The following is a 25,680-nucleotide window of genomic DNA, read 5'->3' as shown; positions in this document are numbered from 1 at the left end:
AAGCCTTTCGTTTTTAGGAATTGGAATCGATGTCGACGGTGGGATTCGCGCTTGTGGTTGAGGCCGAGTCACTGTTGCCTGATGGCAGCAGTCCTAACTGGGTCTGCACCGTTGAGCGGTAGCGATCGAGGTCGGTTTCTAATTCTTGAATGCGAACCTGCTGAGCTTCGAATTCAGTGGCTTTGCCCAATCGCTCCACCGTATTGAGCATTCCGCTCCAGCTTGCAAAAAGCCAGGCAGCAGCAGCTCCGATCCCCGCTGCTAAGAGCAGCAGAGCGGCCAGAGGCAAGGTGTAGTGCATCCATGGCAAAACATTCACCGTTGTGGGGGCGGTGTTCTCCAACGTGAAAAACACCGTGCCGAGGCCGAAGATGAAAATTAAACTGAAATTGATCTGACGCATGGCGAACAGAGTGTGCGACAGGCGTCTAAAAATTAAGGAGCGATTCAGGGTCTGAATCGCATTTCCAGAGAAAGGAAGAAGATCTTTACGAGACGGGCTGAGACGCTGGTGTCAGTTTTGGTGCCGAGAAGAGCGCTGGCACAAGGGAACTGCTGCGGATGAGAGGCGCTGTGGGTCGCGTCACCCTCTCCATGGCGTCAACATCACGCCTGACAAGCGCTGAGATCGTGTTGCTGTAGCTGTCGGTCATCAGCTTTGGATAGAGGCCGATGCCAATGATTGGAACGAGCAGGCAACCGATGATGTAAACCTCCCTGGGCTCAGCGTCCACAAGATTGGAGTGAGAAACGAGTTCTCTGTTTTCTTTCCCAAAGAAGATCTCTCTCAACATCGATAGCAAATAGATCGGAGTCAGGATCACGCCGATGGCAGCCAGGCCATCAATCACGATTCGGAAGCTGAGGGTGTAGGCCTCATCGGTGGCAAAGCCTGTGAAGACCATCAGTTCGCTCACAAAGCCGCTCATCCCAGGCAGGGCAAGGGAGGCGAGGCAGCAAACAGTCCACAGGGCAAACATGATCCGCATCTTTTGGCCAATGCCCCCATCTCATCCAACTGAAGTGTGTGAGTGCGGTCGTAGGTGGCACCCACGAGGAAGAACAGGCTGGCGCCGATCAATCCATGGCTAATCATTTGAAGCATGGCTCCACTCGTCCCCAGCTCGCTGAAGCTGCCAATGCCGATGAGCACGAAACCCATATGGCTGATGGAGCTGTAAGCGATCTTGCGTTTGAGATTGCGTTGAGCGAAGGAGGTGAGCGCTGCATAGATGATGTTCACGACTCCCAGCACCACCAGGAGGGGCGCGAATTGGGCATGCGCGACGGGCAGGATTTCGGCGTTAAAGCGCATCAAGGCATAGCCACCCATCTTGAGCAAGATGCCTGCCAGCAACATGTGAACAGGTGCCGTGGCCTCACCATGGGCATCAGGAAGCCAGGTATGGAGGGGAACAATCGGTAATTTCACCCCGAAGGCAATCAATAACCCCGCATAACAGAGCAACTCAAATCCAGTGCTGAAACCCTTTTGGGCAAGAACGCTGTATTCAAAGTTGGGCACGCCCCCTCCAAAAAAGCCCATGGCAAGGGCCGCCAAGAGGATGAACAGAGAGCTGCCAGCTGTGTAGAGAATGAACTTTGTGGCCGCGTATTGACGTTTTTTTCCTCCCCAGATGGCCAGCAAGAGATACACAGGAAGTAGCTCCAGTTCCCAGGCGAGGAAGAACAGAAGCATGTCTTGAACAGCGAAGACGGCAATTTGGCCGCCATCCATCGCCAGGATCAGGAAGAAGAACAGCTTGGGCTTAAACGTCACTGGCCAGGCGGCCAAAACCGCCAAGGCTGTGATGAAGCTTGTGAGCAGGATCAGCGGCATGGAGAGGCCATCGGCCCCAACAGCCCATGTGAGCCCGAGATTGGGCAGCCAGCTGACCCGTTCCGATAGTTGGAGTCCGCTGTAACTGGGGTCATATCCCGTGAGATAGGCCGCCGCTGTAATCAGGAAGGTGGTGAGGGCAATTCCGAGTGCAAACCAGCGCACCTGTTTGCCATCTCCATCGTCTGGCACGAAGGGAACAATGAAGGCCCCAACGATGGGAAACAAGATCGAAAGGCTCAACCACGGGAAAGTGGCCGGAACGATACCGCTTGAGATGTCGAATGCCGGATCAAAGGGTGCACTAACGGCAAATTCGAGCACGGGACAGGTCTTTCACCACTTTTGGCAGTGTAGAAATCTTGGGCGAATGCGCATCCACTCGATAGGCGTTGACACACATAACCCTCACTCCTGAAGGTTGCAAATCAACGAATCGCTCAGCCCAGAGCGCCGAAGAGAACCACCATGGCAATCACTCCACCGAACACGATCAGGGCATAGAACTGGGCTCGACCCGTTTCGAAGTATTTGAGGCCTTCGCCACTGCCAAGGGTGAGCAAACCGGTGAGATTCACCACGCCATCGACAACCTTTGCATCCACTTCCAGGACTTCGCGGGCCAGCTTGCGACTACTGCGTACAAATAATTTCTCGTTGATGGCATCTAAGTACCACTTGTTCGCCAAAAAGGCATTGATGGTTGGGAAGCGAGCTGCCACCAGTTCGCCGAGGTCGATCCTGCGCAGGGCGTAGGCGAGAACGGCCACCGTGAGTCCGGTGACGGAAATCGCAACGGACGCTCCGGCGAGCGGAAGGAAGTCTCCCCAGCTGAAGTGTTCGGCCATTTCCGCAGCCTCTTCGGGATTCAGCAGCCCAGCAAAACGGCTATTCCAGGGGGTGCCGAGCAGGCCGATCAGGGCTGAGGGCACTGCGAGAACCGCTAGGGGAAGGGTCATGGACCAGGGTGACTCGTGGACACTGCCGGCGGCGTGGTGATCGTGACCCTCCTCGACTTGTTTCCCTGCGGCAGCCATGAGCTCCTGTTGCAGAGCAGAGTTGTTCCCCCGGAACTCCCCTTCGAAGGTCAGGAAGTAAAGGCGGAACATATAAAAGGCGGTCATGCCTGCAGTCGCGAAGCCAACAGCCCAGAGCAGCGGGAAACTGTTGAAGGCCTGGCCAAGAATCTCGTCCTTGCTCCAGAAGCCAGCCAGGGGGGGGATTCCACTAATGGCAACACACCCGATTAAAAAAGTGATGGCCGTGATCGGCATCTTTTTGCGCAGTCCACCCATCAGCCGCATGTCTTGGGCGAGGACAGGTTCGTGACCCACCACATCTTCCATGGCATGGATCACAGATCCAGATCCAAGGAACAACATCGCCTTGAAGAAGGCATGGGTCACCAGGTGGAACATGCCAGCAACGGGAGCGCCGCACCCCATGGCCAGCATCATGTAACCCAGCTGCGACACGGTGCTGTAAGCAAGCCCTTTCTTGAGATCCATCTGCGTGAGAGCGATGGAGGCTCCCAAGAAACAGGTGATCGTTCCAATGACGGCAATAAATGTTTCTACCGCTGGGAATTGGCTGTAAAGAGGTTCCAGCCTGGCGACGAGGAAAACGCCTGCGGCGACCATGGTGGCCGCGTGGATCAAAGCAGAGATCGGTGTGGGCCCCTCCATGGCATCAGGCAACCACACGTGGAGTGGGAATTGGGCCGACTTCGCCATTGGCCCCATAAAGACAAATAGGCAGAGAGCGAGTGCAGCCCATCCAGGCACGACACCACTGCTAATGGCTGCAGATAAGCCATCGGCAATGCCCTGGAAGCCGAAGCTTCCAGTGGCCCAATAAAGCCCGAGGATGCCGAGCAGGAGACCGAAGTCGCCAACGCGATTGACGACGAATGCTTTTTGGGCGGCGTGAGCAGCGCCTTCACGGTCGTACCAGAAGCCCACCAAGAGGTAGGAGGCCATCCCCACCAGCTCCCAGAACACATAAATTTCCAGAAGGTTGGGGCTCACCACAAGTCCCAACATGGAACTGCTGAAGATGGCGAGGTAAGTGAAAAAGCGCACATAGCCCTTGTCGTGGGCCATGTAGCCGTGGGAATAAATCATCACCAGCAGCGCCACCGTAGTCACCAAGGCGAGCATCACTGCTGCAAGCGGGTCGACGACGTACCCCATCGGAAGACTGAAATCTCCAGCACTCGCCCAGATGAACAGATGCTCAACGGGGGGGGCTCCACCCAACTGCTCAAACAGAACGGCATAACTAATGACCGCTGCAGCTCCAATGCAGCTGATCAGCAGCAAGGCCACCGGTTTTTTGAGCCGGTTAATGGTGCGATTGAAGCTAATAAGACCAAGACCTGTGATCAGTGCCCCAACGAGGGGGAGCACTGGGATCAGCCAGGCAAAATCGGCAGCCGAAGGCATCCGAGTGAAGCAGAGTGATTTGAGTGTAGGCAGCTCAGCTCAAAAGCCCTTCAAGAGGTGAGTGAAGGAACGCGATGCCTCCCAATGAAATGAACCGATGGGCCCACCAGAAAACCCCCACCGCGATCGCGATGCCGAGTTGTGCTGGCCGCAGCAATTCGCTCCAAATCAGGGTCTGACGTCTATCAAGGACAGCTGCGAAAGGCAGCACGGATGTGCTTTGTTTCAGCTTTACGAAGTCATCACCAAATCGAGCCTGTAAGCGTCGATCTCCATGCCAAACAGCGAACAGGTGATGTCCGATCAGGCCGATGCAGGTCACGACCATGAAGCTGCTGCCGATCCATAGGGCATGGCTAAAGCACCAGAGAACCTGGCCAACGGCTTGAGGGTGACGGCTAATCCGGATGATGCCGCTGGCGTAGAGACGCACTTGCGGTTTTAGGACAGCGGGGATTTCCAGCAGGTTGTAGGTGGCTGGATAAAGGAACAGAAAACTAATGGCTGTGAGCACCCAGATCACGGGCACCAAGCCCTCCATGCCTTGAAGATTCCAGAGCCTTATGCCGTCATAGCGATGGGCAAGGAAATAGCCGATGACGACAATCGCGGAAGGAATACTCAAGGAAGCGAACAGCAAGCGCCAGGCCCTGGCCCCAATTTTGGCTTCAGCGCGCGTGCGAAGGGCAGCCCCACCGCTGTGAATCACAGCGAAGACCAAAAGCAGCACCAGCATCACCACGCTGGAGTGATGCCTTCCGCCGCCTAGGAGCTCATCCAAAGAGTTGCTGCATGGAGGGTAATTCTGCCGGGCGGTGGGTTTCTTCCCTATAAAATTTTGAAGCTATCCCTGCCGGGTCGGCTGTCGCATATGGCCGATCTGCCTTTCACACTGGATCAGCTGCGTATTCTCCGCGCCATCGTCAGCGAAGGCAGCTTCAAAAAAGCTGCTGACAGTCTTTATGTGACGCAGCCAGCGGTCAGTTTGCAGATCCAGAACCTGGAGAAGCAGCTTGAGGTGTCCTTGTTTGATCGTGGAGGTCGCAAGGCTCAGCTCACCGAAGCCGGTCACTTGCTGCTGAGCTATTGCGATCGAATTCTGAGTCAATGCCATGAGGCGTGTCGCGCTTTGGATGACTTGCACAACCTGAAGGGGGGATCTCTCGTGGTGGGTGCTAGCCAAACCACGGGGACGTACCTGATGCCCCGAATGATTGGTCTGTTTCGGCAAAAATTCCCAGATGTGGCCGTGCAGCTGCATGTTCACAGCACGAGACGAACCGGTTGGAGCGTGGCGAATGGCCAGATCGATCTCGCCATCATCGGCGGCGAATTACCCGCTGAGTTGAACGAGTTGCTGCAGGTGGTTCCTTACGCCAGTGATGAATTGGCCTTGGTGCTTCCGGTGAAGCACCCCCTGGCTCGCCTGCCTGAACTGAGTAAGGAGGATCTCTATCGCTTGGGATTTGTTTGTTTAGATGCCCAGTCCACCACGCGCAAGATGGTGGATCAGCTGCTGGCGCGTTCTGGTTTGGATGTGCAGAGATTGCGGATTGAGATGGAGCTCAATTCCCTTGAGGCCATCAAAAATGCTGTGCAATCAGGCTTGGGTGCGGCTTTCCTGCCGGTGGTCTCGATTGAGAGGGAGCTCACGGCAGGTAGTTTGCACAAGCCATCTGTGGCCGGCCTGCAGGTGCGGCGTCAATTAAGGCTGATTACCCATCCAGCTCGCTACTGCTCACGGGCGGCAGAGGCGTTTCGGTGTGATGTTTTGCCGGTGTTTGCCAGCGCCGATAGTCCTTTGCGTCAGCCAAGACCTGCGGTTGTTGGGCCAGAGCCCGTGATCACAGATCTTGACGCGCCTTAAAACTGATCAGCTTCTGGGGTGATTCCCACGGTGTCGTCGGCGATCCCCTTGGTGAGGAATTTGTTCTGCGTGATATCGGTTTGGTAGACGCAGCGAACAACGGGTTTGTCCCTCACGGATCCGATGTAAGCAAAGGTGTTCATCCTTTGTTTGCATTGCCTTTCCTGAGCGGCGGTGACGGCGCCTTCTTTGCGTAATACAGCCCAGTTTTCTCGGCGAATCACACAGCCTGGTTGGAGGGTGGGCTGCGTGACGAAGCTGCTGGATGGGTTGAGTGTGGTGTACATCTCAATGTCCATCACAAAGGCGCTGGCTCCCCATTGCCTGCAGAACTCTGGATCGGGCACCGCCATATCCAACTGCTGGCTGCTGGCGATGTTGCCTTGATCTCCCTGGGTGGTGCTTGTAACGGCACTGCCGATTCCGATCCCCACCACCAGAACTCCAGCGAGGACAGCAATTCTGGTGGTGTTGAAACGACCGCCTCCATCTCCACCCTCGTTGTTGCCCGGTGGCGGAGGGTTGTACCGACCTCCTCTGCGCTTATCAGGACGACGGGGATCTCCGCCCCGTGGACGGTCGTAGGGGGAGCGGCTCACAGCAGTTCAGGTGTGCGGGGCAGGCCCATGGAATAGTTCAGAACCCGGCAATCAGGGTTGTAGCTCAGCTGGCCTGCCTGCAGGAGCTGGCGGATGCTTCCCTCTAGTTCCGAGCCGATTCGTCGAAGGTTGTAATCGTTCAGAGGCTGTCCTGCATGGTCTTCAACCAGCTCACGGAAGCGTTGTTGAACCGTCTGAACACAGCTTTCGTCCCAAAGGAACTCATTATCTGGATCGAGGTCGAGAGTGAGCTGACTGGGGTCTGGGACGAGCCGCCCGTCATCCACTCGAGCTGTGAATAGGCGCACGTGGCGAGTGGTGCTCTTCAGCAGGGTGTCGGCCATGGGGCTTGTATTGCGTAAGGACACCGCGCTTGCGGTTGTCGAAGACTTTAGGAAGCGAACCGGGCAGTGATCCTTTTAAGGTTGTCTTCAAATTGTGGTTTGAAGCATGCGTATCGCCATTGCGGGAGCAGGTCTGGCGGGTCTCTCCTGTGCGAAATATCTGGCGGACGCCGGTCATACCCCCATCCTCATGGAAGCCAGGGACGTGCTTGGCGGGAAAGTTGCTGCTTGGAAAGATGAAGACGGCGACTGGTACGAAACGGGTCTGCATATCTTTTTCGGGGCTTATCCAAATATGCTTCAGTTGTTCAAAGAATTGAATATTGAGGACAGGCTGCAATGGAAGAGCCACTCCATGATTTTCAATCAGCCAGAAGAGCCTGGTACTTATAGTCGCTTTGATTTTCCAGACTTACCGGCACCTATTAATGGTGTTGCGGCAATTTTGGGTAACAATGACATGCTGTCCTGGCCAGAAAAAATCAGTTTTGGTCTTGGCCTGGTGCCAGCAATGCTGAGGGGGCAGGGTTATGTGGAAGAGTGCGATAAATATTCATGGACTGAGTGGCTCAAGCTTCACAACATTCCTGAGCGTGTGAATGATGAAGTCTTCATTGCCATGAGCAAGGCTTTGAACTTTATTGATCCTGGCGAAATTTCATCCACGGTCTTGCTAACCGCTCTCAATCGTTTTTTGCAGGAGAAAAATGGCTCTCGGATGGCTTTTCTCGATGGAGCGCCTCCAGAACGTCTTTGCGACCCAATTGTGGAACATGTCCAATCATTAGGCGGTGAAGTTCATCTGGATAGCCCATTGAGAGAGATTAAACTCAACCCTGATGGAAGCGTTGCTGCTTTTCATATCGGAGGAGTGAAGGGTAAGGAAAGTTTTGATCTTGTTGCTGATGCTTACGTGAGCGCACTTCCTGTGGACCCTTTCAAGTTGCTGATACCAGAGGAATGGCAACAAATGGATGTCTTTCGCAAGTTGGATGGTCTCCGCGGAGTGCCGGTGATCAATATTCATCTCTGGTTTGATCGAAAGCTCACGGACATCGATCACTTGCTGTTCAGTCGTTCACCTCTGCTGAGTGTTTATGCCGATATGAGTATTGCGTGTAAGGAGTACGAAGACCCGGATCGTTCAATGCTTGAGCTTGTCTTTGCACCTGCGAAGGATTGGATTGGCCGGAGTGATGAGGATATTATTGAAGCAACAATGGGCGAACTTAAGAAATTGTTCCCAATGCATTTTGGGACTGATAATCCTGCAAAGCTTCGAAAGTCTAAGGTTGTAAAAACACCTTTGTCTGTCTACAAAACGACGCCTGGCTGTCAGCAGCTTCGACCTGATCAAACGACTCCTATTAAAAACTTCTTTCTGGCGGGCGACTACACCATGCAGCGCTATCTGGCCTCAATGGAGGGTGCTGTGTTGAGCGGCAAACTTTGTGCTGAGGCTGTAGACCGCAAGCATGATCAGCTGTCATCATCCTCTTCTGTCAGCGAGCCCGTCTCGGCCTGAGTCATGACCCTCGCAGCTTCGGATCTCGATGCAGCCTTTGAGGCTTGTCGCTCTGAGACAGCCGAGTGGGCAAAGACGTTTTATTTGGGCACTTTGTTATTGCCGCTTGAGAAGCGGCGGGCAATTTGGGCCATTTACGTCTGGTGTCGACGGACCGACGAACTCATGGATAGCGAGGAAGCTCAATTACGTCCGGTCGAGGAGCTTGCCGAGCGACTCGATCGTTGGGAAGAAAAAACCAGAGCACTTTTCGACGGCCATGTCGAGGACAATTTGGATGCGGTGATGCAAGACACTTTGCAGCGATATCCGCAGGGTATTCAGCCTTACCTAGACATGATTGAAGGTCAGCGGATGGATCTGTCTTGGACCCGCTACCCCACTTTTCAAGATTTAAAGCTCTATTGCTACCGCGTTGCAGGAACTGTTGGCTTGATGACTCAGGGAGTGATGGGTGTCGATGAGGCATACACTTCAGCCCCTTGGAGTGAGTGTCCTGATCCTTCTGACGCAGCCGTTGCCTTGGGGATTGCGAATCAACTCACCAATATTCTTCGTGATGTTGGTGAAGATCGTGCGCGAGGTCGTATCTATCTCCCACAAGAAGATCTTCGCCACTTTGGAGTCAGTGAAGATGATCTTTTGGCCGGAAAGATCAATGAGGCTTGGATCGAGCTGATGATGTTTCAACTGGCCCGTGCCAGGGAATGGTTCGTTCGTTCGGAAGCTGGGGTGCGCTGGCTGTCAGCAGACGCCCGCTGGCCTGTGTGGACGTCACTGCGCATGTATAGAGGGATTCTTAATGCAATTGAGCGCAACAATTATGACGTCTTTAATCGACGCGCCTTCGTTGGAAAATTGAGTAAAGCTCTTGAACTTCCAAGATGCTTTGTGATCGCTCAGTCTCGCTAAGTGATCACAAAGCCCAAGAAAATCAGACTGTTGTCTTCTGATCTGCCAGTAAATCTTTGAGTTTGGATAGTTCTCCAGCCCAGCGGGGATCGGGTGCCGATTCTGCTTTTGCGTCGCTGTGAACCACCTTGTTGACGGCTTTCCGTGCTGAGCCTGGGGCATTGCCAGGACCGCCCGGGCCACCACGGCGACCACCTGCACCACCCGCGTTGCTCTCGCGTCGTTCAGAGCGTTCTACGCGCAGGGTGTTGCCGTTGAAATCCTTGCCATTGAATTGCTCGATCAAAGCATCGGCAACTTTTTCGTCGTCAACATTGGCGAATCCAAAGCCACGACACGCTCCCGTTTCTCGATCGAGAACGGTTTTGAAGCGGATTCCCTCCCCCACACTGGTGAGTTGGGTCTCCAACTCTTTGGCTTCGAATGTTTGAGGCAAGTTGCCGATGTAAAGACGCACGCTCATGAGACGGGGGGGAGAGAAGAAAACTGCCTATCAGGCCGATCGCTGTCGTTAAGGCAAGTCAGTTAATCACAGCGGCCTATTAATCCAGTCGCGCGCGCACTGAATGGCTTCGGCTTTGTTGCCAATCCGCCCGAAGGCCCGTTCAAGGCAAAGATGATGAATCAGCTCCCCCAGCTCGGGGCCTGGACGCAAGCCAAGTTCTGCCTGCAACGTTCGACCATTCAGTGGTGCACTGGGATGGAACAGCGTGTCCTCCTGGTCACGCCAGCGACTGAGCCATTCCTTTTGGCGCTCAAATGGCCAAGCCAATGTGAAGGCCGGGAGATCCTCTTCAAGCTCTTGATGCAGTTTTAAGCGCTTCTGCTCTTCCAGGGTGTCAGCGCTTTGCTGTTGATCTCTCAACCACCAGGTTCTCAGTCGCAAGCAGCGTTGGATTTGTTTCCTGCTAAACCGTAAATCGCGCAAGCCTTGATCGCTGAGTAATTGCGTTATGCGCGCTAGCGGCAAGGCGAGTTGTTGTTCTGCTGCTGTTAAAGCGCTTGTGTTGAAAGTTTTTGGCGTTTGATCGGAACACCATGGCGCGATCAATTGCAAAGAATGCAGCAAGCTGATCGCTTGATCGGCGTTGTTGGCTTGAACGAGCTTCAGCAGCTCCGCTTGTATCCGTTCTGGTGCCACCCTGGGCAATTGCTGACGATGGCGCGCGATCATCTCGAGTGTTGCCTCGTCGATCCTCATCGAGAGCTCGGCGGCCAGTCTTGGAGCTCTAAGCAACCGCAGGGGATCATCCAGCAGGTTCTGTTCGTGAACGGCCGCAATGCGTTGATCGCGTAGATCCGCAAGTCCACCGCTGGGATCCAACAGTTTTGGTTCCGTTGTGAGGGTGAGAGCAATGGCGTTAATTCGATAGTCCCTTCGCAACAGATCAGCGGTGAGATCATCACCGTCTTGTCTTGCAAGATCGATGGTCCATCTCCCCAGAACCAGGCGGGCCATGTCCCTGTATCGATCAAGCACCACACAGGCGCCCCCAAACTCTTGAGAGAGTTTTTGGACCAGTCCCAGCGCATCGTCTGGAACCACCATGTCGAGATCTGGATGCTCCGTTAAACGGTTAAGCAATCCGTCACGGACGGCTCCGCCCACCAGCACCGTTTCTGCGGGGAAGCGATCGAGAGGGATCGGCCAGCGTTGTGGCTGCAGCCGGGTCATGAGTTGACCTGCCATCTGGCCGGCATCCCCCTCCAGAATGGAGTCCTCTGCAGAGGTGGGGTGCATGTGCATCTGCGTGGATTGCCGCTGGGTGGATCGTTGTCAGGCCTATCACGCGGTGGAGCGGCAGCATGGTGTGGCTCATCTCACGGACAGGCCTGACGTGTGTCCTGAAGAACCTCGCATCCATATCAGTCTTCATGACCTGAGCGGGGGTGGTGTCGGCGTGGAATGGGATGTGCGCGCTTGCACCAGCTTTGTGGCTGATTACGGACGATGGCAGCGGTTGTGCCCTGAGCAGGAGTTGCCTCGATGAGCCGTTGGCTGTTGGCTTTGCATAGTTCGAGCGAAACCCTTGGTCTTGCCGTTTGCGACGCTGAAAACCCTGCTGGGGGGACTCGCATCCTGTCTCGCTCGATGGGACGTCAGCTCACCAATGGTTTGATTTCTGCTGTTGAGGAGCTGCTCCCACGAGCGGAATGGGCTTCGATTGGCCGTTTGGCTGTGAGCACAGGTCCTGGAGGATTCACGGGAACTCGCCTGACCGTGGTGATGGCACGCACCCTGGCCCAGCAGTTGGGGTGCCCTTTACACGGTGAGAGCAGTTTCGCTTTGATGGCCCCACGGTTATCCGTGGCCTTGTCGGCCAGTCAGGCTTTGGAGCCCTTCTCGATCGTGCAGATCCTTCCCCGTCGTGGTCGAGTGGCGGGTCGCTACCGCCTACTCTCTGGCTCCATTCCGGTGGAAGAGCTGGAACGTCCTCATTTACTCAGCGAGGACGAGGACCCCTCTCCAGCTCTCAGCATGGAGCTGGATGTTGCGTCGGATGTGCTGCATCTGCTCCAGCGTTGTTGTCACTGGGAGCAGGAGGCCGCTCCAGGGCCCTGGGAGCTTGTGCTGCCCATTTACCCCACGTCTCCGGTGGGACCTGTCTGATGGCCCCAGGTTGGCGTTCCACGTTTGTGATCCTTGCGGCTCTGGCGTGGGCAAGCACTGCAGGCCCCTTAAGGCCGTTTCGTCAGGCCCTCACCACCGTTCAGCCTCCTCAACGGATTCTCGTGCTGGGCGGAGACCTTGATCGCGAAAGGGTGGGACTGCGCTTGGCTCAGCAATTGTCTTTGCCCCTGGTTGTCAGTGGTGGCAGCAATCCGGAGTACGCACAGTGGCTCGTCAGGGATGCGGGGATGGATCAGAGCCGTGTCTTGCTGGATTACAGAGCCAAAGGCACCTTCAGTAACTTCACATCCTTGGTCGATGACTTGAAACGCGACGGTGTGCGGCACGTTTATTTGGTGACGAGTGAAGATCATTTGGCCCGCGCCATGACCGTGGGACGGCTTGTGGCAGGAAGCCGGGGGATTCGCTTAACGGGAGTGCCTGTGGCCTGTCAGCCCGCCTGTCTAGAGGAGACGTGGGGCAAGCGTTTGGGTGATGGGATCAGGGCGCTGACCTGGGTCATCACAGGTCAGGATCTCAAGCCTTGGGCGCTAAGGAATTGGCCTCAAGGCTTTCCGACGCCTTGATCGATCAAGGCATTGATGCGCCGCTGAAGCTCCCGGGTGGTGGCCTCTAGCTCTGGCTTTCTGCGTCCTGTAGGAGCAGGGATTGGCTCTCCGATGCGAAGTTCAACGGGAACGAGTCTTGGCCAGCTTCTCCCCGCGCCTAGGGCGCGATGGCTATTGATGATGGCCACCGGGAGAAGGGGGGCGCCGCTGCGCGCTGCAAGGAGGGCTGCGCCTGGTCTTGGTTGATTCACGCGGCCGTCCGTTTGACGGGTGCCATCCAGAAAGACACCAATGGCCCAGCCTTCTTCCAGCCGAGCTGTTGCTGTACGAACCGCCTCTCGATCACTGGCTCCCCGTTTCACCGGATACGCACCGCAGGCCCGAATCAGGGCCCCCAAGATTGGAATCCGGAAGAGCTCGGCCTTGGCCATAAAGGCCACAGGACGGCCCAAGGCGTGGCCAAGCAACGGTGGATCGAGATGGGAGCCGTGATTCGCAACCACCACCAATGGCCCCTGAAGAGGCACCAAAGCGTTGCCGCTCGTGCGACCTTTTAAGAGTCCTCGAAAGACAGGAAAAACCAGCAAGTAGCTAACGAGTTGGTAGATCAGGCTGGGTTTAGGCGTGATGGATGTCACAACAGCCGAGCTGTCGTCCGTGGTGGACACAAGTGGAGACATGGCTTTTTAGAGACCCAAATCAGCGGAGCTCGAGAGCTGGGAGATTGTCACACCCTTCATGGACCTTTTAGCCAAGCCACTGAGCACTTTCCCTGGCCCCACTTCGATCAAAGTGTCGACTCCTGCTGAGGTCAGTGTCTCCATGGTTTCTCTCCAGCGAACGCCCGTGGTCATCTGCTGAGACAAGCGCTGCTTCAGTTGACCGGCGTCGCTGCAGGGGGTTGGATCGTTATTGCTCAGCACGGGGACGCGAGCATCTTCGAAAGGCAGGCCCTCGAGATGGTCCTTGAAGGCTGCAGCCGCTTCTGCCATCAAGGGCGAGTGGAAGGCCCCGGAGACGGGGAGGGGAATCGCGCGCTTGCAGGTGAGTTGCTCACTCACGCTTTTTACAGCGTCCGTTGTCCCTGAGATCACCACCTGCGCAGCGCTGTTGTCATTGGCGATCACCACGCTGGCCGTGCTGTTGACAAGGCTTTCAAGCTGATCGCGGTCAAAGCCGATGACGGCAGTCATCGCTCCGCCTCCAGCGGCTGCCATGAGCTTTGAGCGCCGCTGCATCAACGCAAGGCCTGTGGACACATCAAAGACACCAGCGGCATAAAGAGCTACCAATTCCCCGAGGCTATGGCCAGCGACAAACGCGGGCTCGCGCTCTTGCCTGCGGAGTTCATCCACAATCAGGCTTTCAATGACGAAGAGCGCTGGTTGCGTGTTGCGGGTGTCGTTGAGATCGGCTGGATCAGCGTCCCCATCGGCCTCGCCTTGGCAGATCGCCAGCAAATCTCGGCCAAGCAGACGGGAGGCGAGTGCAAATCGTTCTTCCGCTCCAGGAAGGGTCAGCACGGGCGCAGCCATGCCCGACTTCTGAGACCCCTGTCCGGGGAACACCCAGGCAATCGTCATCGGTTGGCAGGTAAAGATGGCTGGGAGCCTAAGCGGGACCTTGCCAACGCAACAATGCGGCTCCCCAACTGAGGCCAGCGCCAAAGCCACTACTGGCCAGCAGGTGACCAGGTGCTACGCGTCCGTCGCGCACGGCTTCGTCAAGCATGAGCGGGATCGTGGAGGCAGAGGTGTTGCCGTAGTACGCCAAGTTGCTCAAGACCTTGGAGTGGGGGATCGAAAATCGATCCGCCACGGCATCCAAAATGCGCTGGTTGGCTTGATGGAGCAGCAGCCAGTCCAGCTGCTCTGGGGTTGTGGATGTTTGTTCTAGAAGCTCCTTGAGGATGGCAGGCACTTCGCGCACGGCAAATTTGTACACCTCTTGTCCATTCATCCGAATCGGTAGATAGCCACCGCATTGATGGCGGGTGGTGTTGACCAGGGGAAGACTGGTGGGGATCTGAGGCAAGGTCAGGGAATGGCCGCGGCTGCCATCGCTGCGCAGCCGAAAACCCAACAAGCCGTCCGCTTCTGCAGAAGTGGCTTCGAGGGCAACGGCGCCAGCCCCGTCACCAAACAGCACGCAGGTGCTTCGGTCGTCCCAGTCGACAAATCGGCTCAATTGGTCGGCGCCGATCACTAGCACCCGTTGCATGGCGCCAGTGCGCACGTACTGGGCGGCTGTCACGAGTGCGAACAGAAAGCCGCTGCAGGCCGCCGTGAGGTCAAAGGCCACGGCATTGTGCGCTTTCAATCCGGCCTGAACTCTTGGTGCTGATCCGAATAGGTCGTCAGGGGTGGAGGTGGCGAGTAAGACCAGATCGAGGCTGTCAGGCTCCCACTGGGCCATCGCCAGGGCCTGTTGCCCAGCACGGACTGCAAGATCGTTCAGCGATTCGTCCGGCGTGCTGACGCGTCGCGACTGGATTCCGGTGCGTGTGCGAATCCAATCGTCACTCGTCTGCACCCGCTCGCTGAGGGCAGCATTGCTGATGGTTTGGTTCGCCTGGGCGCTGCCACTTGCGACCAGAGCCATGCCACGGAAGGGTGGGGGAGATCCAGCCAATGTGGAAGCGCTGTGATTGGCGTCAGTCAATCACAGTCCAGACAGGTCGCTTCAGCTTTTGCGCGGTGCTGGCTTGCTGAGTTCGGCGAGATCGTCCATCACGCCATGACTTGCAGCGGAGTGAGCCAAGCGAAGAGCGCTCACGACGGAGAGGGCTTTGCTGCTTCCATGGCCGATCACACAAATCCCATTCACCCCAAGGAGAAGTGCGCCGCCATGTTCAGCATGATCGAGCCTTTTCTTGATCCGTTTGAGATTGCTGCGCAGGAAGGCTGAACCAACTTTGCCGCGTCGCCCCCTCGGTAATTCAGCTCTGAGCACGCCGAGCAAAACACTGCCCACCGATTCAAGAAATTTCAGAAGCACATTTCCGGTGAAGCCATCGCAAACCACCACATCAAATTCACCGGATAGAACATCTCTCCCCTCGCAATTTCCTGCGAAATGAAGACGGGTTTCTTCCCTTAGTAATTCATGGGTGCGTAGGGCGAGTTCATTGCCTTTGCATTCCTCTTCGCCAATGTTGAGCAAGCCAATTCGCGGGCGATCAACTTGGAGAACGTCTCGGGAATAGATGTTGCCGAGTAACGCAAATTGATGCATATAGGCAGGCTTGCAATCCATATTGGCTCCCACATCCAGGACCAGTACTGGCTGGCCCGGGTCTTTGGTGGGGAATAGGGCTCCAATGGCGGGGCGATCAATCCCGGCAAGGCGACCAAGGCGAAAGATGGCCGAAGCCATCACAGCACCAGAGTTTCCCGCGGAGTAAATCGCTAAAGCGTCTCCGCGCTTCACCAGATCCATCGCGACATTGACGCTGGCATCACGCTTTCGGCGCACAACGGTGGCCTCCTCATGCATTTCCACGGAGGGTCCGCTGGGGATCAGCTCTAGGTGCCCCGCGTTGATTGCGTTGTTGAGTGGCTCAGTGAGTCCAGAGGCTGCAGCAGCCTCCATGACCCGGTTGGTTTCGCCCACAAAGCGGATTCGCAAGGGCAGGCGATCGATGGCTTGAAGAGAGCCCTCCAGGATCTCCCCAGGGGAATGATCTCCACCCATTCCATCCACAGCGACCCAAAGGCGATCACTGTCGTTGATGCGTCCGTCATCACCGACCTCTGCGGTTTGCAAGCGGCGTAGCGGGTCCATCACCGGTTGGAGCATTTGCCCCGCCATCGATCCCACCGATTCAGCAACGTTGCCTGCAGCGCTGGCAGAGGTGGTGGCGGTGTCGACGAGACTGGTCACGGCGCTATTGCGCCGGTACCAAATCACAAGCCTCCTTACCGCCTTTGATCGGCGTGGTTTGCTCCGGGCTTCGTCAGCCGGGCTGAATTCAGGATCCTTCGGGTGCAACGGAATCGATGATGCGCTGGAACAAGTAACCGGTTCCCCGAGCCGTCAGGATCAGCTCGGGATTGGCCGGATCGTCTTCGAGTTTGGAGCGAAGCCGTGAGATATGAACATCCACGACCCTCGTGTCCACGTGACGCTCAGGTGTATATCCCCACACATCCTTCAAGATTTCACCGCGGCTGAATGGTTCGCCAGAGCGACCCACGAGCAGTTCGAGGAGACTGAACTCCATTCCGGTGAGGCGGATGCGTTCATCCGCACGGAACACTTGACGCTTATTGGTGTCGATGCGGAGATCGGCGACTTGAATCACCCCAGAGTTGGGGATGCCAGCCACCTGTTCTTTCTCAACGCGGCGAAGAACGCAGCGGATTCTTGCTTCTAGCTCTTTGGGACTGAACGGTTTGACGACATAGTCGTCAGCACCGAGCTCAAGGCCAGTAATCCTGTCTGCAACGTCACCCAAGGCGGTGAGCATCACGATCGGAACATCCGACTCCTTGCGCAATTCTTGGCAGACGCCATAGCCGTCCAGCTTGGGCATCATCACGTCCAAGACCACCAGGTCTGGATTGCACTGTTCAAAGCTTTCGAGAGCTTCAGTGCCGTCGCAGGCGGTTACAACGTTATAACCAATCATCGACAGACGAGTTTCCAGAATGCGTCGAATACTGGCCTCGTCGTCGACAACCAGAATCGTTTCCTTGCTGGCGGCTGTGGCCGTCATATCCGAACTTATTTCGTACAGGTATTGGCTACAGATAAGTGGACGGAGGCCCCGTTCATTCACCGAAAGCCAACTTTCTTCATAGTTCGACGTGTCCCGACCCTCTTCAGTCTTCGTTTGCCAGAGCTGTGGTGCGCAGACGCGGCAGTTTTTTGGCCGCTGCAGCAGTTGCGGGAGCTGGAATTCCCTCGTCGAGCAATCCGCTCCGAAACAGGACGGTCGGCGTAGACGCGCTCCTGCTGAGTCAGCAGCGGCTCCAGTGGCGCGACGTTCCACCGCCATGGCCGATCTGGGTGATCGGCCGATTCAACGCCTTGAGAGTGGCTACCCAGAATTAGATCGGGTGTTGGGCGGAGGCGTTGTGCCCGGTTCGCTCGTGCTTGTGGGAGGTGACCCAGGGATTGGCAAAAGCACGCTGTTGCTGCAAAGCGCATCGGTGATGGCCAACCGACTTTCCGTTTTGTATGTCAGCGCTGAGGAATCAGCCCAGCAGGTGAAGTTGCGCTGGTTGCGTTTGGGAGGAGAGAGTGAAGGGCTCCAGTTGCTTGCTGAAACAGATCTGGAGTTGGTGTTGGAAGAGCTCGAGGCTCTGCGGCCCGATGTGGCGATTATCGACAGCATTCAGGCCCTGCATGACGCCAATTTGTCGAGCGCTCCCGGATCTGTGGCTCAGGTGCGCGAATGCGCCGCCTCTCTGCAGCGCTTAGCCAAACGTCAAAACACGGCTTTGTTGCTTGTCGGTCATGTCACCAAAGAGGGAATGTTGGCAGGACCGAAGGTTCTCGAGCATTTGGTCGATGCCGTGCTCACCTTCGAGGGGGATCGTTTTGCCAGTCATCGACTCCTTCGTGCGGTTAAAAATCGCTTTGGTGCCACCCATGAACTTGGCGTCTTCGAAATGCAGGGCCAAGGTCTTGTGGAGGTCAATAACCCGAGTGAGTTGTTCCTGAGTGGAGATGAGGCCAGCGGAGTGGCCACGATCGTGGCCTGTGAGGGCACCAGGCCTCTTGTTGTGGATCTTCAGGCCCTTGTAAGTACGACGAGCTATGCGAGCCCAAGGCGGACGGCCACAGGGATTGCCGTGAATCGTTTGCATCAAATTTTGGCTGTGCTCGAAAAGCACATGGGCCTGCCCTTGTCGCGTTTTGACTGCTACCTCGCTGTGGCGGGTGGTCTCGATGTGGAGGAGCCAGCGGCCGATTTGGGCGTAGCTGCGGCCGTTGTAGCTAGTTATCGCGATCTCATTTTGCCGGCAGGCACCGTCCTCCTCGGTGAACTTGGTCTTGGTGGTCAGCTCAGGCCTGTTGGTCAGCTGGAGTTGCGCTTGCAAGAGGCCGTTCGTCTTGGATTCAGACGAGCGGTGGTGCCGAAAGGTTGCGGACTTGCAACGGGGGAAGCCATCTTGAACTTGGAGCTGCACGAAGCGGGCTCGATCACGGAAGCGCTTGTCCTTGCTTTGGGTGTGAATCCTGCCGATGACCAAGCGTGACCTTCAGAAATACACGTCGACGTTGCTGCGTCCGGTTGATTTCAGCCAGTTCTCGATATCGAGATAGCCACCTGGATTGAGCCTGACGGCTTGGGTCCAAACGTCTGCGGCAAGGTCAAACCAGCCGTCAGCATCATCACGACGCCCCTCTTCTTCCGCCGTGCGGCCGCGTTTCTCATAAATGAGGCCCATGTTTTTCAGGCACGATGGTTGCTTGGGGTTCTCATCCAAGGCCTTTTGGTACGTCTCTAGCGCTCGATCTTCTTCGCCATTGCTCATATAAATGATGGCGATGTTTTTCAGGGTCTCGCCTCGGTCGATCGCATTTTCCTCAAGCTTCAGGCTTTCCTCGTAGTTTTCCAAGGCTTCGGCGTAATCACCGTCGTTCTGGGCCGAGAGCCCGTCGCGGTAATACACATAAGCTTCTTTGGCGCGTGCATTAATCGGCAGTAGCTTCACGATCAGATCGGCCATGACCGTGAAGCTTTTGTCGATAAAATTGTCGTTTCGGTTGCTGCGCGGCACAGGAAGCCAAAAAAGGTGTGACTCCATCCTGACTGGAATCAGCAGCCCTGCCTAGCGTTCTTTGATGCGTTCTGCAGTTGTGACAAATTCCGCTCACGCCACAAAGTCGCCCCCCACGATGCTTCTAGACGTGGAAGGCATGAAGTGCGGTGGTTGTGTGCGTTCGGTTGAGCGCACGCTTCTGGATCAACCCGGGGTGTGTGAAGCCAGTGTCAACCTGGTCACGCGGAGCGCTTGGCTTCGCTTTGAAGACGATGCCGTTGCTGATCTTGATGGCGTCGTAGAGGCTTTAACGGCGCGAGGTTTCAGTGCCCATCCTCGAGAGATGAATGCGTTCGGTTCATCGGTTGAGGTTGATCGCAGCTGGGGGTGGTGGCAGCAGTGGCGTCAATTAATCGTTGCTCTTGTCCTGCTCGTGTTGTCCGTGGTGGGGCACCTGGCTGAAGCCGGAACCGTCCACGTTCCACCTCTTGGTTCGCTTCCTTTTCACGCCGGCTTGGCCACGGTTGCTTTGGTGGGGCCTGGGCGACCCATCCTGATCGCTGGATGGCGATCCGCCCGCATGGGGGTGCCAACGATGGACACCTTGGTGAGCCTTGGTGTTGGAAGTGCCTACCTGGCCAGCTTGGTCGCTTTGGTTTGGCCTCAGGTGGGTTGGCCCTGCTTCTTTAACGAGCCGGTCATGCTCCTGGGCTTTGTGTTGCTCGGCCGCTTTCTGGAAGAGCGGGCGCGCCGCCGCACGGGCCGGGCGCTGCAGGACTTAGCGGCTCTCCAGCCTGATGTGGCGCGCCTGTTGATGGACGATGGCACGATCCGTGAGGTGCCCGTTTCGGCGCTGCGCCCAGGAGAGCGTGTTCAGCTTTTGGCCGGCGACCGCGTCCCGGTGGATGGAATCGTGCGTGAGGGGCATTCGGCTGTGGATCTTTCCAGCCTGACGGGTGAACCCTTACCGCTGGATGCTTCTCCAGGCGCTGAGCTCAGTTCCGGCAGCCTAAATCTGGAAGCCACCCTGATGGTTGAGGTGCAGCGGATTGGTCGTGAAACCGCTCTGGCTCGGATCATTGATTTGGTGGAGCAAGCCCAGGCAAGAAAAGCGCCGATTCAGGGGCTTGCCGATCGTGTAGCCGGCCAGTTTTGTTATGCGGTGGTGAGTTTTGCCATTCTCACGTTCCTGTTTTGGTGGCAGGTCGGTTGTCGTCTTTGGCCTCAGGTCCTTGATGTCCCTGTGGCCTTGATGGATCACGGCCATGCGCATGGTCTCCATGGCTCTCTTGGTGCGGGAGCTGAGACGCCTCTTGGTCTCGCTCTCCAACTCTCCATTGCGGTGCTTGTGGTGGCTTGCCCTTGTGCTTTGGGATTGGCCACTCCCACCGTGATCACCGTCTCGTCAGGCTTGGCCGCGAAGCAGGGCTGGTTGTTTCGAGGAGGAGATGTGATCGAGCTGGCAGCCTCCGTGCAGCGCATGGTGTTCGATAAGACGGGCACGCTCACGCTCGGGCGACCCCTGGTTGATTCGGTATTAGCCAGCGAAGATCCTCCTCAAACGCTTCAGCTGGCTGCCAGTCTTGAGCAGACGAGCCGTCATCCACTGGCCCACGCGCTGTTGCAGGAGGCACAACGACTTCAGCTGCCTCTTCTCGGGGTTGAGTCCAGCCGCACCACTCCGGGTGCGGGGATGGAAGGTCGTTTGCAGGGAGTGGAAGGTCTGGTCCGCGTTGGTTCTCCGGAATGGCTGCGGGATCAAGGGGTGTCCTGGACGGAGCAACAGCAACAAACGCTCGATTCGGCTGTCCAGCGTGGGCAGTCGTTAGTGGCTGTTGCTTTGGCTGAAAATCCACTGGGTCTCGTCACCGTCGACGATCGACTTCGCCCGGATGCATCGCTCGCGATCCAGCGTTTACGAGATCAGGGCCAGTCCGTCGCGATGCTGAGTGGAGACCGTCGCCAGACCGTGGAACGGGTGGGACGTGAGCTTGGCTTTGCGGACTCTGATCTGGCTTGGCAGCTCTTGCCGCATCAAAAGCTTGAACGGCTTGAGCTTTTGCGCGAGCAGGGAGCTGTGGCGATGGTCGGTGACGGCATTAACGATGCCCCCGCCTTGGCGGCAGCCGACCTTGGCATCGCCGTCGGCACTGGCACTCAAATCGCTCAGGACACGGCTGATCTTGTGCTGCTTGGTGACCGGCTTGAAGCGGTGCCAGAGGCCCTTTGCTTGGCGAAGCGAACGATGTCCAAGATCCGTCAGAACTTGATTTGGGCTTTTGGTTACAACCTCATTGCTTTGCCGATTGCGGCTGGTGTGCTTCTGCCCGGCTTTGGACTTCTCCTGTCCCCGCCCTTAGCAGCGTTGCTTATGGCCTTTAGCTCGGTGTCAGTTGTGCTGAATGCCCTCAGCCTGCGGCTTCGTTAACCATGGGCAGGAGCAAGGGACGACTGCTGGTGCTGGAAGGCATTGATGGTTGTGGCAAAACCACCCAGCTTCAGCAGCTATCGAGTTGGCTCCCGACGAGCGGACTGATGCCCGCGGGGTCTCAGCTGATTGTCACTCGAGAACCGGGAGGAACGGCCTTGGGGACAAGCCTGCGTGAGCTTCTGCTCCACCCCCCTCAAGATGCTGACCCGGGGCCAACAGCAGAGTTGTTGATGTATGCAGCGGATCGTGCCCAACATGTGGACCGAGTCATTCAGCCTGCTTTGGAGAGGGGTGATTGGGTGCTCAGTGATCGGTTCACGGGATCGACGATGGCGTACCAGGGATATGGACGAAGTCTCGACCGTGTGCTTATCACTGAGCTTGAACGCATTGCCACGCGAGGGCTCAGCCCCGACATGACGATCTGGCTTGATCTCCCTTTGGAATTGAGCGTTCAGCGCCGCGGAAGTCGTGAGGAAGACCGAATGGAAGCAGAAGGTTTTGCTTTCTTAGAACGCGTTGCCAAGGGTTTCTCTGATTTGGCTAAGACGCGAGGCTGGGTGTCGGTTGTGGCTGACCGTCCGCTTCTGGAGGTTGCGGAGGCGATTCAAACCGCCTTGCTCACCCGGGCGGCAGCTTGGCAGCCATGAGCCAGGTGTTGCGCGAAGAGCAAGATCTGTTTGCTGATTTGGTGGGCCAGCCTCTAGCTGAGACCCTTTTAAGGGCAGCTCTGCAGCAAGACCGCCTCGCTCCTGCCTATCTCTTCGCTGGTCCAGAAGGCGTAGGCCGTCGCCTGGCTGTTTTGAGATTCCTCGAGGGTGTGCTCAGTGAAGGCCAGTGCAATCCGCGCCAGCGGCGTCGCTTGGCAGAGCGCAACCACCCTGATCTCCTCTGGGTCGAACCCAGCTACAGCCATCAGGGACGTTTGCTCTCCCGCTCTGAAGCTGAAGAGGCCGGCGTGAGTCGGCGAACCCCTCCCCTTGTGAGGTTGGATCAGATTCGCGACATCAGTCGTTTCTTGTCACGCCAACCTCTGGAGTCGTCGCGAGGTCTTGTTGTGCTTGAGGAGCCTGAAGCGATGGCGGAAGCCGCCGCGAATGCTCTGCTCAAAACTCTTGAGGAACCAGGCCATGGAGTGTTGATTTTGTTGTCAGCGGCTCCTGAACGGTTGCTCTCAACGATTCGTTCCCGCTGTCAGTTGATTCGATTGATCCAGCTAAGTGTGGAAGACATGCAGTCCGTGCTCCAGCGTTTGCCCGCTGAAGTCGACCAAGAGTCGGCAAAGCAAGCGCTCATGCAGCCTGAGTTGGTTGCAATGGCTGGGGGCTCTCCAGGCGCGCTACTGGGTCATGTCAAGCAGTGGTCCCGGGTTTCTGCCGATTTGATGGGACGTTTGCACGCCTTGCCAACCCAGCCGATTGAAGCCCTCGGACTCGCCCGTGATCTCACTGAGGCCCTTGATGGTGAGCAACAGCTTTGGCTCATCAATTGGCTACAGCAGCACAATTGGAGGAAACAAAAGAGCGGGCATATTCTCAGAAAACTCGAGAAATTACGCGTTCAATTGCTTTCGTTTGTGCAACCCAGATTGGCCTGGGAAGTGACGTTTCTGGATTTGATGGGGCTCTAATCGCTCAAGATCAAGCGGTGGCCCGATTCGTGGCTTCAGCTTTTTGCTCTCGATCTTGGCGCGCTTGAGCGAGCACATCTTGGAGTCCATCGAGTTGAGACCCGGTGGGCAGTTCAAGGCAGTACCCAGCTCCATAAACCGTTTTGATAAAACGGGGCTTGCGTGGGTCTGGTTCTAATTTGGTGCGTAGGTGACGGACGTGAACGCGAATCGTTTCAATATCGTCGTCTGGCTCATAACCCCAAACCTCTTTAAGGATGAGCGAGGGGGCAACCGTTTGACCATGGCGTTGGAGCAGGCAATGAAGAAGCTCGAATTCCAGGTGGGTGAGGCGGACGGGATGATCGAACCAAATGGCCTCAAAACGTTCCGGAACCAGGGTTAGCGGTCCATAGCTAAGGATTTCGTGATGATTCCCGGATGTTCCGATAGGAGCTCTGTTACTACGCCTCAGAAGCGCTTTCACGCGTGCTTGAAGCTCTTCGAGGTCGAAGGGTTTTGTGAGGTAATCATCAGCTCCTGAGTTGAATCCGCTCACCTTGTCCTTCGTGCCACCTAAAGCTGTCAACATCAGGATGGGAATGGAAGCTGTTCTTTCATCTCTGCGTAGTCGTTGGCAGAGCGTGAGCCCGTCCACCTTGGGCAGCATCAAATCTAGAAGGATTAAATCCGGGGTGTATTGCAGTGCGAGAGCCTGACCCTTAATACCGTCGTCGGCGCGTTGAACATCAAAACCACTGTGTTCTAAGTGGCCGCCTACCAGTTCGCTCATGTCCCTGTCGTCTTCGATCAGCAGGATGGAAGGCTTCATCTAAATGCTGGCGAAAAAACAGTTGGACGAGGTAAGGCCGCGTCTTTAAGGAGTTATTCTCTCAACATCAACCTGTTTGTGCAGAATTCCGGTGCTTGCTTTTTTGGTTGGCATGTCCCTGGAAATTGAATGCCTGACTGGGTTTTGCTGGAGTAACGCGGAGATTGACGCCTAAGGCTCTACAGGAAATCTTCTGATTTGGAGGATGCTGGGCTTCAGTTTTTTCTGAATAAAGAAAAATCATTGCTGCCTAAGCAAAAAAAATGTCACCACCGTGAAGGTGATGACATTCGTTTGAAACTCCCCGGGCGGGATTCGAACCTGCGACCAATCGATTAACAGTCGACCGCTCTACCGCTGAGCTACCGAGGATTGAGACCAAAAGACCTTAACTGCCAGGCCCTGACTTAGGCAAGTGCCTTGAGTGTGCGGCGCAAGGCGAGGCCTTTTTCCCAGGGGCCAATCATGCCCTTTTCCATCAGTGCTGCACCGTCAGCATGGTCCAGTTCATCCAGTCGATGCGTGATCCAAAGAGCTGTGAGTGGATTGAGTGAGCGGTGACAAAGCTGTTGAACGGTTGCCAGGACAGAGCTTTGGCTGCATGGGTCTAACAGGGCTGTGGGCTCATCAAGCAGCAGAAGTTTGGCTTCGCTGGCTAGAGCACCAGCAATCGCTAGGCGCTGTTTTTGGCCTCCACTCAAAGTGTGAATTTGGCGGCCAGCCATACCGGCGAGCCCAACCTGTTCGAGCAGGTGGGCGATCCGCTTTCGTTTGAGGGCCGGGGCAAGCGTGGGGGGAAGGTTGAGGAGAAGATCGCTGCCGCAACTGGGAAGTAGCAGTTGATGGTCGGGATTTTGGAACACCAAGGCTGTTTGGACGTTGCAGTCCATTCGTCCTGACTGAGGTTGGATCAAGCCTCCGATCATGCGAAAGAGAGTGCTCTTTCCGCTGCCGTTGCTCCCTACAAGCATCCAAAGGCCTGGCCCTGGAACGCTGAAGCTGCAGCGGTCCAGAGCGTGGGTGCCAGAGGGCCAGCAAAAACTCACGCTTTCAAACTGAAGAACCCGCTCGTTGGTGTCCGTTCCCACAGGGATTTAGCTGTCGAGTGAAAAGCCTGGGCGTTTGCTCCCCACGGATGCTGCTGTCTTCTCGTAAATCTGAACCGCTAAAACGTCGCTCGTTAGAACGCTGAGTCGTTTGCCTTCTACTTTTTCGCAGGTCATCTCGAGCAAGCGTGGCTGTCCCTGCTCAAGGGCTTGCCGAACCTGCTGATACACAGATTCGGCATCTCCCGATTCCTTGCGTTGAACAGAGATAGGCATCGGGCTCATGCGAAGAGCTAATTCGACGACGTACACAGATAAAAGAGTGTTTGTGATTCCAT

Annotated in this window: 26 protein-coding genes, 1 tRNA gene and 1 pseudogene; 10 read left to right on the top strand and 18 right to left on the bottom strand. The window is 56.3% G+C overall.

Annotated features, from left to right (window positions below; translation table 11 throughout):
• Positions 1-13: 13 nt before the first annotated feature.
• The 4 genes and pseudogenes from SynROS8604_RS14100 to SynROS8604_RS14085 all read right to left on the bottom strand — a co-directional run bounded on the left by SynROS8604_RS14100 (position 14) and on the right by SynROS8604_RS14085 (position 5,020).
• Positions 14-403: a lipopolysaccharide assembly protein LapA domain-containing protein gene (locus SynROS8604_RS14100; RefSeq protein ID WP_186544455.1), complete on the bottom strand. Its 390-nt coding sequence runs from the start codon at positions 401-403 to the stop codon at positions 14-16.
• Positions 404-488: 85 nt separating this feature from the next.
• Positions 489-2,164, bottom strand: a pseudogene (locus SynROS8604_RS14095) (NAD(P)H-quinone oxidoreductase subunit 4).
• Positions 2,165-2,280: 116 nt separating this feature from the next.
• Entirely contained in the window at positions 2,281-4,284 is a 2,004-nt protein-coding gene (locus SynROS8604_RS14090; RefSeq protein ID WP_186544454.1) for an NAD(P)H-quinone oxidoreductase subunit 5, read from the bottom strand.
• Between the two features lie 34 nt (positions 4,285-4,318).
• Positions 4,319-5,020, bottom strand: coding sequence for an NnrU family protein (locus SynROS8604_RS14085; RefSeq protein WP_186546007.1), 702 nt, complete (start codon positions 5,018-5,020; stop codon positions 4,319-4,321).
• A 135-nt stretch (positions 5,021-5,155) separates the two neighbouring features.
• Between SynROS8604_RS14085 and SynROS8604_RS14080 the strand changes: the two genes are divergently transcribed.
• Complete coding sequence (locus SynROS8604_RS14080) at positions 5,156-6,151, top strand: LysR family transcriptional regulator (RefSeq protein ID WP_186544453.1); 996 nt, start codon at positions 5,156-5,158, stop codon at positions 6,149-6,151.
• On the opposite strand, the gene SynROS8604_RS14075 is transcribed toward SynROS8604_RS14080, so the two are convergent.
• Both SynROS8604_RS14075 and ndhM read right to left on the bottom strand, forming a co-directional pair.
• The gene (locus SynROS8604_RS14075; RefSeq protein ID WP_186544452.1) at positions 6,148-6,750 is read right to left on the bottom strand and encodes a DUF3172 domain-containing protein; all 603 of its coding nucleotides are present in this window, start codon (positions 6,748-6,750) and stop codon (positions 6,148-6,150) included. The genes SynROS8604_RS14080 and SynROS8604_RS14075 overlap by 4 nt on opposite strands.
• Positions 6,747-7,094: an NAD(P)H-quinone oxidoreductase subunit M gene (gene ndhM, locus SynROS8604_RS14070; RefSeq protein WP_186544451.1), complete on the bottom strand. Its 348-nt coding sequence runs from the start codon at positions 7,092-7,094 to the stop codon at positions 6,747-6,749. The genes SynROS8604_RS14075 and ndhM overlap by 4 nt, the downstream gene beginning before the upstream one ends.
• A gap of 106 nt (positions 7,095-7,200) precedes the next feature.
• Between ndhM and pds the strand changes: the two genes are divergently transcribed.
• On the top strand, positions 7,201-8,619 hold the full coding sequence (gene pds / locus SynROS8604_RS14065) for a 15-cis-phytoene desaturase (protein ID WP_186544450.1): 1,419 nt from the start codon (positions 7,201-7,203) through the stop codon (positions 8,617-8,619).
• Between the two features lie 3 nt (positions 8,620-8,622).
• Positions 8,623-9,531 (top strand): phytoene synthase, encoded by a 909-nt coding sequence (locus SynROS8604_RS14060; protein ID WP_186544449.1) that lies wholly within the window; start codon positions 8,623-8,625, stop codon positions 9,529-9,531.
• A gap of 22 nt (positions 9,532-9,553) precedes the next feature.
• Here SynROS8604_RS14060 and SynROS8604_RS14055 read toward each other — a convergent pair whose 3' ends face one another.
• Positions 9,554-9,994 (bottom strand): RNA-binding protein, encoded by a 441-nt coding sequence (locus SynROS8604_RS14055; protein WP_186544448.1) that lies wholly within the window; start codon positions 9,992-9,994, stop codon positions 9,554-9,556.
• A gap of 66 nt (positions 9,995-10,060) precedes the next feature.
• The gene (locus SynROS8604_RS14050; RefSeq protein WP_370586521.1) at positions 10,061-11,278 is read right to left on the bottom strand and encodes a CCA tRNA nucleotidyltransferase; all 1,218 of its coding nucleotides are present in this window, start codon (positions 11,276-11,278) and stop codon (positions 10,061-10,063) included.
• Here SynROS8604_RS14050 and SynROS8604_RS14045 point away from each other — a divergent pair.
• Genes SynROS8604_RS14045 through SynROS8604_RS14035 form a run of 3 tightly spaced genes read left to right on the top strand, consistent with a single transcriptional unit; the run spans position 11,271 to position 12,729 of the window.
• Positions 11,271-11,522: a Ycf34 family protein gene (locus SynROS8604_RS14045; protein ID WP_186546005.1), complete on the top strand. Its 252-nt coding sequence runs from the start codon at positions 11,271-11,273 to the stop codon at positions 11,520-11,522. The genes SynROS8604_RS14050 and SynROS8604_RS14045 overlap by 8 nt on opposite strands.
• Entirely contained in the window at positions 11,519-12,142 is a 624-nt protein-coding gene (tsaB, locus tag SynROS8604_RS14040; RefSeq protein WP_186544447.1) for a tRNA (adenosine(37)-N6)-threonylcarbamoyltransferase complex dimerization subunit type 1 TsaB, read from the top strand. Before SynROS8604_RS14045 ends, tsaB begins: the two co-directional genes overlap by 4 nt.
• The gene (locus tag SynROS8604_RS14035; RefSeq protein ID WP_186544446.1) at positions 12,142-12,729 is read left to right on the top strand and encodes a YdcF family protein; all 588 of its coding nucleotides are present in this window, start codon (positions 12,142-12,144) and stop codon (positions 12,727-12,729) included. Before tsaB ends, SynROS8604_RS14035 begins: the two co-directional genes overlap by 1 nt.
• On the opposite strand, the gene SynROS8604_RS14030 is transcribed toward SynROS8604_RS14035, so the two are convergent.
• The 5 genes from SynROS8604_RS14030 to rpaB all read right to left on the bottom strand — a co-directional run bounded on the left by SynROS8604_RS14030 (position 12,708) and on the right by rpaB (position 17,428).
• Entirely contained in the window at positions 12,708-13,391 is a 684-nt protein-coding gene (locus SynROS8604_RS14030) for a 1-acyl-sn-glycerol-3-phosphate acyltransferase (protein WP_186544445.1), read from the bottom strand. The genes SynROS8604_RS14035 and SynROS8604_RS14030 overlap by 22 nt on opposite strands.
• Positions 13,392-13,397: 6 nt before the next feature.
• A complete protein-coding gene (gene fabD, locus SynROS8604_RS14025) occupies positions 13,398-14,294 on the bottom strand; it encodes an ACP S-malonyltransferase (protein WP_186544444.1) in 897 nt (298 codons plus the stop codon).
• A gap of 28 nt (positions 14,295-14,322) precedes the next feature.
• Positions 14,323-15,312, bottom strand: coding sequence for a beta-ketoacyl-ACP synthase III (locus tag SynROS8604_RS14020; RefSeq protein WP_186544443.1), 990 nt, complete (start codon positions 15,310-15,312; stop codon positions 14,323-14,325).
• Between the two features lie 81 nt (positions 15,313-15,393).
• The gene (gene plsX, locus SynROS8604_RS14015; RefSeq protein ID WP_186544442.1) at positions 15,394-16,701 is read right to left on the bottom strand and encodes a phosphate acyltransferase PlsX; all 1,308 of its coding nucleotides are present in this window, start codon (positions 16,699-16,701) and stop codon (positions 15,394-15,396) included.
• Positions 16,682-17,428, bottom strand: coding sequence for a response regulator transcription factor RpaB (rpaB, locus tag SynROS8604_RS14010; protein ID WP_011620489.1), 747 nt, complete (start codon positions 17,426-17,428; stop codon positions 16,682-16,684). The genes plsX and rpaB overlap by 20 nt, the downstream gene beginning before the upstream one ends.
• A gap of 91 nt (positions 17,429-17,519) precedes the next feature.
• Here rpaB and radA point away from each other — a divergent pair, with 91 nt between their 5' ends.
• Entirely contained in the window at positions 17,520-18,917 is a 1,398-nt protein-coding gene (gene radA, locus SynROS8604_RS14005; RefSeq protein ID WP_186544441.1) for a DNA repair protein RadA, read from the top strand.
• 3 nt (positions 18,918-18,920) lie between these two features.
• On the opposite strand, the gene SynROS8604_RS14000 is transcribed toward radA, so the two are convergent.
• A complete protein-coding gene (locus tag SynROS8604_RS14000) occupies positions 18,921-19,469 on the bottom strand; it encodes a photosystem I assembly protein Ycf3 (protein ID WP_370586520.1) in 549 nt (182 codons plus the stop codon).
• Positions 19,470-19,506: 37 nt separating this feature from the next.
• Between SynROS8604_RS14000 and SynROS8604_RS13995 the strand changes: the two genes are divergently transcribed.
• From SynROS8604_RS13995 to SynROS8604_RS13985, 3 genes are read left to right on the top strand one after another with little or no spacing between them, the layout of a single operon-like run.
• Positions 19,507-21,852, top strand: coding sequence for a cation-translocating P-type ATPase (locus SynROS8604_RS13995; RefSeq protein WP_255445081.1), 2,346 nt, complete (start codon positions 19,507-19,509; stop codon positions 21,850-21,852).
• 2 nt (positions 21,853-21,854) lie between these two features.
• The gene (gene tmk / locus SynROS8604_RS13990) at positions 21,855-22,505 is read left to right on the top strand and encodes a dTMP kinase (protein ID WP_186544439.1); all 651 of its coding nucleotides are present in this window, start codon (positions 21,855-21,857) and stop codon (positions 22,503-22,505) included.
• Positions 22,502-23,485 (top strand): DNA polymerase III subunit delta', encoded by a 984-nt coding sequence (locus SynROS8604_RS13985; protein WP_186546003.1) that lies wholly within the window; start codon positions 22,502-22,504, stop codon positions 23,483-23,485. Before tmk ends, SynROS8604_RS13985 begins: the two co-directional genes overlap by 4 nt.
• Before the next feature lie 10 nt (positions 23,486-23,495).
• On the opposite strand, the gene SynROS8604_RS13980 is transcribed toward SynROS8604_RS13985, so the two are convergent.
• The 4 genes from SynROS8604_RS13980 to SynROS8604_RS13965 form a co-directional block, all read right to left on the bottom strand.
• Positions 23,496-24,296, bottom strand: coding sequence for a response regulator transcription factor (locus SynROS8604_RS13980; protein WP_186544438.1), 801 nt, complete (start codon positions 24,294-24,296; stop codon positions 23,496-23,498).
• Positions 24,297-24,596: 300 nt separating this feature from the next.
• Positions 24,597-24,668, bottom strand: a tRNA-Asn gene (locus SynROS8604_RS13975).
• Between the two features lie 35 nt (positions 24,669-24,703).
• On the bottom strand, positions 24,704-25,384 hold the full coding sequence (locus SynROS8604_RS13970; RefSeq protein WP_186544437.1) for an energy-coupling factor ABC transporter ATP-binding protein: 681 nt from the start codon (positions 25,382-25,384) through the stop codon (positions 24,704-24,706).
• 6 nt (positions 25,385-25,390) lie between these two features.
• Complete coding sequence (locus SynROS8604_RS13965; protein ID WP_186546002.1) at positions 25,391-25,654, bottom strand: hypothetical protein; 264 nt, start codon at positions 25,652-25,654, stop codon at positions 25,391-25,393.
• Positions 25,655-25,680: the final 26 nt, after the last annotated feature.

The sequence above is a fragment of the Synechococcus sp. ROS8604 genome (assembly GCF_014279655.1).
GTDB lineage: Bacteria > Cyanobacteriota > Cyanobacteriia > PCC-6307 > Cyanobiaceae > Synechococcus_C.
Note: the sequence above shows the minus strand (reverse complement) of the source record. Positions and strands in the feature narration are given on the sequence as shown.